Annotated in this window: 9 protein-coding genes and 2 pseudogenes; 7 read left to right on the forward strand and 4 right to left on the reverse strand. The window is 41.7% G+C overall.

The features are described 5' to 3' along the window. The 5 genes and pseudogenes from GC098_RS29865 to GC098_RS29875 form a co-directional block, all read left to right on the forward strand. Positions 1-204 (forward strand): annotated as a pseudogene (locus tag GC098_RS29865) (hypothetical protein); the annotation flags it as partial. Between the two features lie 498 nt (positions 205-702). Continuing rightward, a complete protein-coding gene (locus tag GC098_RS41780) occupies positions 703-870 on the forward strand; it encodes an IS66 family transposase (RefSeq protein WP_376773984.1) in 168 nt (55 codons plus the stop codon). Beyond that, a pseudogene (locus GC098_RS41785) lies at positions 842-1203 on the forward strand (IS66 family transposase); the annotation flags it as partial. The gene GC098_RS41780 and the pseudogene GC098_RS41785, both read left to right, overlap by 29 nt. Before the next feature lie 69 nt (positions 1204-1272). After that, a complete protein-coding gene (locus GC098_RS41790) occupies positions 1273-1467 on the forward strand; it encodes a transposase domain-containing protein (protein WP_376773986.1) in 195 nt (64 codons plus the stop codon). Further along, positions 1454-1627 carry a Ger(x)C family spore germination C-terminal domain-containing protein gene (locus tag GC098_RS29875; RefSeq protein ID WP_171647087.1) on the forward strand — a complete coding sequence of 58 codons (174 nt, stop codon included), beginning with the start codon at positions 1454-1456 and terminating at the stop codon, positions 1625-1627. The genes GC098_RS41790 and GC098_RS29875 overlap by 14 nt, the downstream gene beginning before the upstream one ends. Positions 1628-1667: 40 nt before the next feature. On the opposite strand, the gene GC098_RS29880 is transcribed toward GC098_RS29875, so the two are convergent. After that, positions 1668-1898: a hypothetical protein gene (locus GC098_RS29880; protein WP_171647089.1), complete on the reverse strand. Its 231-nt coding sequence runs from the start codon at positions 1896-1898 to the stop codon at positions 1668-1670. A 29-nt stretch (positions 1899-1927) separates the two neighbouring features. Further along, entirely contained in the window at positions 1928-2923 is a 996-nt protein-coding gene (locus tag GC098_RS29885; RefSeq protein WP_171647091.1) for a hypothetical protein, read from the reverse strand. 158 nt (positions 2924-3081) lie between these two features. Between GC098_RS29885 and GC098_RS29890 the strand changes: the two genes are divergently transcribed. Both GC098_RS29890 and GC098_RS29895 read left to right on the forward strand, forming a co-directional pair. Continuing rightward, the gene (locus GC098_RS29890; RefSeq protein ID WP_171647093.1) at positions 3082-3231 is read left to right on the forward strand and encodes a hypothetical protein; all 150 of its coding nucleotides are present in this window, start codon (positions 3082-3084) and stop codon (positions 3229-3231) included. Continuing rightward, positions 3173-3421 carry a hypothetical protein gene (locus tag GC098_RS29895; protein ID WP_171647095.1) on the forward strand — a complete coding sequence of 83 codons (249 nt, stop codon included), beginning with the start codon at positions 3173-3175 and terminating at the stop codon, positions 3419-3421. The genes GC098_RS29890 and GC098_RS29895 overlap by 59 nt, the downstream gene beginning before the upstream one ends. 482 nt (positions 3422-3903) lie before the next feature. Here GC098_RS29895 and GC098_RS29900 read toward each other — a convergent pair whose 3' ends face one another. Beyond that, entirely contained in the window at positions 3904-4242 is a 339-nt protein-coding gene (locus GC098_RS29900; RefSeq protein WP_171647097.1) for an MmcQ/YjbR family DNA-binding protein, read from the reverse strand. A 68-nt stretch (positions 4243-4310) separates the two neighbouring features. Continuing rightward, positions 4311-4865 carry a hypothetical protein gene (locus tag GC098_RS29905; RefSeq protein WP_171647099.1) on the reverse strand — a complete coding sequence of 185 codons (555 nt, stop codon included), beginning with the start codon at positions 4863-4865 and terminating at the stop codon, positions 4311-4313. Between the last annotated feature and the right edge of the window lie 334 nt (positions 4866-5199).

Genomic DNA, 5199 nt, shown 5'->3' on the forward strand with positions numbered 1-5199 from the left:
TACAAAACATTAGTCGATGAGAAGCTGCTCCAGCAGGTTATACTTACGATGCAGACTCGTACGCTGGATTCGGAATTCAAACGGATCGAGGATATTAAGGTTTGGATTCCGATTGATATCGAGATTACAGACCAGATCAAAAACATTCAATTTAGGCTCCTGAAAGGGTATGCGATTGTGATCTTATTTTACATTTCTTATTGAAAATTGTTCTAATAAAAGATATAAAGTATTTTATATCTTATCCCAATAAGCTAAAATAAATTTATAAATACTAACCTTTGCTACTCTTACTATAATTGAAAGGATTAGACTCCTAATCCCGAGAAAAAGTTACAGTCATTTCCAAATTTCTAATCTGCCCGTTCGTATTATGAGGTCACCAGATATTTCTGGTCGACCTCATTTTTTTGAGGCCGTAAGATAACGGTAGCCGGGGATCGAACGTATCTGCCCGTAGGACTTAGATCCCGAGAGCTATTCAGTTCATCCCCCCTGCTTGTTCAACCATGGTAAGGCTGGTTGGGACGTGATCCCGTATCACATGCGATAGTGTGGAAGACAGGAAGGTTAGGGGTTGGCGGTGAAAATACTACAGGACCTTTTTTTAATACTGTTCTACGGACAAAATAAATCAATAACTTTAAAATCAATCATATTTTTTTCATTGAACCAAATGTGAAATTGTAGTTCGCTCTTTTCATCAATTGGTACTTTTATCAATATGATTACCAGAGGACACGTAGTGGCGAACATCCGCAAAGCTTCCTATCCGGGTTCAAAGGTTACCTGCATGTCGATGGTTATACGGGCTATCATAAGGTTGTAAGATGTGACTCTAGTGGGATGCTGGGCACATGCGCGTCGTAAATATGACGAAGCGCTGAAAGCAGCTCCGCCAGCGACGAGAGGTAACAAGGATTCCGTAGCTCATCAAGGACTGGCTTACTGCAATGCTCTCTTCCATATTGAGCGCGAGCTGAAGGATGCATCGCCAGAAGAACGATATACCGAACGGAAGAAGCGAAGCCTTCCGATTCTGGAGGCTTATTGTTGCGGCTCAAGCAACAGCACTCTCAAACACTGCCGAAGAGTCTGGTTGAACAAGCGATTTCTTACAGCCTGAATCAGTGGGAGAAATTGACCGCATTCCTGAAGGATGGCCGACTCGAGATCGACAACAACCGAAGTGAACGCTCAATTAAGCCATTCGTGATCGGGAGAAAGAATTGGTTATTTGCGAACACGCCTCGCGGTGCGAAGGCAAGTGCGGTGATCTACAGCGTCATCGAGACAGCAAAGGAAAACGGACTTCTTCCGTTTCAATATTTAAAGTATCTGTTCGAACAGCTTCCGCAGCTTCCACCAAAATCCAGAGGCGCTCGAGCCTTATTTGCCATGGTCATCTTCGATTCCGATCACTTGTCGTGTTATTGGATAGGCATGGGCAAGCTTGAGGTTATGTGACGCTTACAAAGAAGAAGGAATCGATCCACTTGGATTTGGCGAACTTGTAAGAAGTAAAAAGCGAAATTGGGATGCAGAAATGTGGGAGAAAGAATATTGGGGATTAGATGTACACTTGAATGTAAAGGTGGATCTTACGGAAATGGGAGTTAAGGAATAAGGGACTTCTCTAATGAAGTCCCTACATTGACCTTCTTTTACTAAAGATTAATCTGGGGAGTACTTTCATTGTAATTATTAACGCCTAACGCTTTATTTTTCCATAAGATATCCTTAATTAATTCATCGTTTCCTTCGGAACACTTTACCATCAAAAAGACTTCTGTTGCTTTTATTCGACCAAACAAATCGATTGTGGGCATTTTTTTGATCGCGATCAGTTTTATTAAAAAACCAAGAACTCCTCCTACGACCAGTCCGATCAATGCCATAACACAGGGCCAAGCTTAAGGACAAAACCCTAAATTCCACCCAATAGCATGAAAATGGAACCTAAGATGGTTGCCAGATCCACAAAACTTACACCGTCCGAGTAATGAGCATTATCAAACAACCTGGTCTTTTTATTTCGAACTTGTAGGGGCAAAGCAAGAATATCAGACTTCTTCACCCCATTCTGTTCTAGTTCAGTTAATGCGATTTCGACAGAAGCTGAATGTTCGTAGGATGCAACAATATACATATCTTCTCCCTTTCTCTCCGAATGGAATGGGGTTTCGAATGAATTTTGATACTCAGAAACCAGAAGCTGAGCTTGGGATAGTTTATAATGTTTGTTAATTTTTACAGCCTCCCAGTAGCAATGATATAAAAATCCACCATAAATAGAGGGAATAAACAAAAACCACTGAGGATTAACAACTTCTATTGCTTTTGCAAAATCTCCGGTCAAGCTATAAAACAATCCCACGTAAAAACGTGAAAAAGTAATAGTTATTACCCACGAAGCCAGACTAAAGAGAAATGAGAACACATGGTTCAAATATAATGAACCTAGCCCTGGCATCAACATTTCCCAGAATAGAGCTACCGATGGACTTACCTTGTTCAATGTGTTTACACTAAATGTAGACATAGAGGCTGTGTCTGTTGTTTTCGTTTTTCTGTAGGACAACACATAATTATTATTGAGATCTACAGCTCTTCGATAAGAATCAAACATCGTAAAAATGTATACTCCAATATATAAATAAAAAAAGCGAAGATCGATTACGTCTTTTGCACTTTGGATATCACCAATCATGGAATAATATATAGCTTGATTAACCTTTGCAAGATTATTTATTGTAAATTCAAAGATAACTAGACTGTAGCCAATTAAGAGGTTGTTCATAACAGCGTGTCCGTATCCTGGAAAGGCTGCCGACCACCATAAAGGTATCCAAGGATTTAATGGATGCAAAACATTCGTGTTGTAAGGAACACTTTTCATCAAAAGTGGATATCTCTTCATCATTCTCTAGATCACCTGTTTCCCATCGGATGTTACCATTATGTCCCTAGGCCACTGATTTTTATTCCAGCCTCATTTATGGTCATCTATTTAGCCCCCAAATGAACTTGGACAGTACACCCCTTATTCCGATACAATGAAATCAGTCGGAGGGGAACGCCATGGAGAGAAAACGGTATGATCTGAATTTCAAGAAAATGGTTGTAGCCAAGGGCAAAGAGATCGGTAACATGACGGCCGTTGTGCGGCAGCATGAGCTCGATCCAAAGATGGTGTTACGCTGGGAAGCAACTGGGGCGCAAAGATCTTGATCAACTGGACGGATCGGCTTTAAAACAAGCTGCGTTCATTCCTTCAGCGGCAGACTACGCGGCCTTGGTGAAGGAACACGAGAAACTCAAGAAACTCTACGCCGAGCAGGCGCTGAAGAGGGAAATCCTCCGTGACCTGTTAAAAAAAACGAATCCACCGCCGAACGCAATTGTACGTTTTTCAACGTAGCCAACGAAGTCGATGAAGAATCGATTCAAAATATTGAGGGAAAACCTGAAAGTTCAATCACTTAAAAATTTTGAACAGAGCCGAACGGAAAGAAGAAGAGCCTACCTGAAAGGTAGCCTCTTTTGGTAGCCTCTTCTTTTGTCTGTTAATCCACCCTAAAGGGAAGAGATGATGGTTTATTAAGCCATCATATTATAAATTACCCCAATTCCGGCGCGTTACCAGGCCGCGGCAAGCTTGACGGCCTGTTCCATTGCTGCCCGGACGATCTCTTCCGCGCGCTCCGGTTGAAAATCATGGCCTTCCACGTACAGCGCTTGTACGTCACGAATCCCGACGATGACGAAGGCGTCGATGAACGCCTTGAGCCGAGGGGGAATGCCCCAATCTGCCCCTTCCTGCCTTGAGATACGGGAGCGCAGCCTTCGTTATATAAAAATGAGGAAACAGATTTGTAAGAAAGATATCCAACAATTGTAAAATTAAATAGACTCCCGGATGCTCTTAGGAAGGCTTTTAACAACCAAATCGTAAGAGTGGTCAATCATTTCAAAGATAAACGACTCTGGCAAAGAACCCTCGAGAATAATCGTATTCCAGTGCTGTTTGTTCATATGATACCCCGGTCGAACGTCCTCATGCTGCTCTCTCAAGTTTTCCGCAATCACCGGGTCGCATTTTAGGACTAAGTACCCTTTTTTCTCAAAAAAAAGAGCGAATATTTTACCTGCAATTTTTATAGCGATTGGATCGGGTCCCGAGGGATAATCCTTACTCGTTCCTTTTTTGTTTAGACAGTATTCAATTAAATTATTTTTCAAACCGGCTCATCTCCTTCGTAAATGACATTGTATAGTCCCCAAAAGATGCTTCGATAAAATTAAACTACTTATAACTCCATGTCTACTTGTTGATGTTCTGCAATGATTCTTTCAGCATCACGGTAATAAGAATCCGATAATCCCCTTATAGAAGCCGCGAAGCGCTGGTAACCAGCATTCTCTACATCTTCAGCTTGAAGTCTATATTTTACTGCAAGGTCTCTTACTGGCTGTCCAGTCGGATCTACCCAATGGCCCCCTCGAGAATTTAATAATTTAAGGGTGAATCCTCTTCGCATTTTATCTGCATCTTTAGAATATAAGGCGTCTGCAACAACTTCATTGATCCATAAACCATCAAGGTCAGGCGGAGAATAAACCAGTACCCCACCTATATGTGTAAGTGCCACTTCAAAATGCCCAGATTCATTACATAACGATTTAGTTAGCTCTAACCAACTACTGAAATCTTCTTCCGAGAAACTTCCATCTTTCTTCATTCCCAGTGGAGTTTTCCAATCATCAAGTAGCCGATATGCATTTGTGGCAATAGCCTTCTCCTGATCATTAAGTTCAGTATCAGTTTGTGATTCCTTCTTAGAACGATAAACCAAGCGAATCAATTCACAGAAAAAACTTCGAGTCAGAGGCCTACAGCATTAAAACCGACCCCACCGAAGACATGGGCCTTCTCAAGCAGCAGCTCAATTCAATTTCTTCCAGGATAACAAGTTTCTCCAATGCTGAGTATTGTCGTCTAGGCAAAATAAAGCTCCCCTTTCAGTAGCAGGTTTTTATATTTCACCTGTTTACCTTAAGAGGAGCATATCAGTCTCGGCGATCTACTCCTGTTTAAACCTAATGTTTGCATTAACACTAGGATGACCCCAAAAACATACGGTGCTATGACGGCTCTTCCCTTCCGGCATTTAATCTCATCAAATCGGGCCCCCGAAA

Source organism: Paenibacillus phytorum (assembly GCF_013141715.1).
In the GTDB taxonomy this organism is placed as follows: domain Bacteria; phylum Bacillota; class Bacilli; order Paenibacillales; family NBRC-103111; genus Paenibacillus_E; species Paenibacillus_E phytorum.

Coding starts and splice junctions, on each gene's coding strand:
- GC098_RS29885 (WP_171647091.1), bottom strand. CDS start 2,923: ATGATGAAGAGATATCCACTTTTGATGAAAAGTGTTCCTTACAACACG.
- GC098_RS29895 (WP_171647095.1), top strand. CDS start 3,173: ATGAGCTCGATCCAAAGATGGTGTTACGCTGGGAAGCAACTGGGGCGC.
- GC098_RS29880 (WP_171647089.1), bottom strand. CDS start 1,898: ATGGCATTGATCGGACTGGTCGTAGGAGGAGTTCTTGGTTTTTTAATA.
- GC098_RS29890 (WP_171647093.1), top strand. CDS start 3,082: ATGGAGAGAAAACGGTATGATCTGAATTTCAAGAAAATGGTTGTAGCC.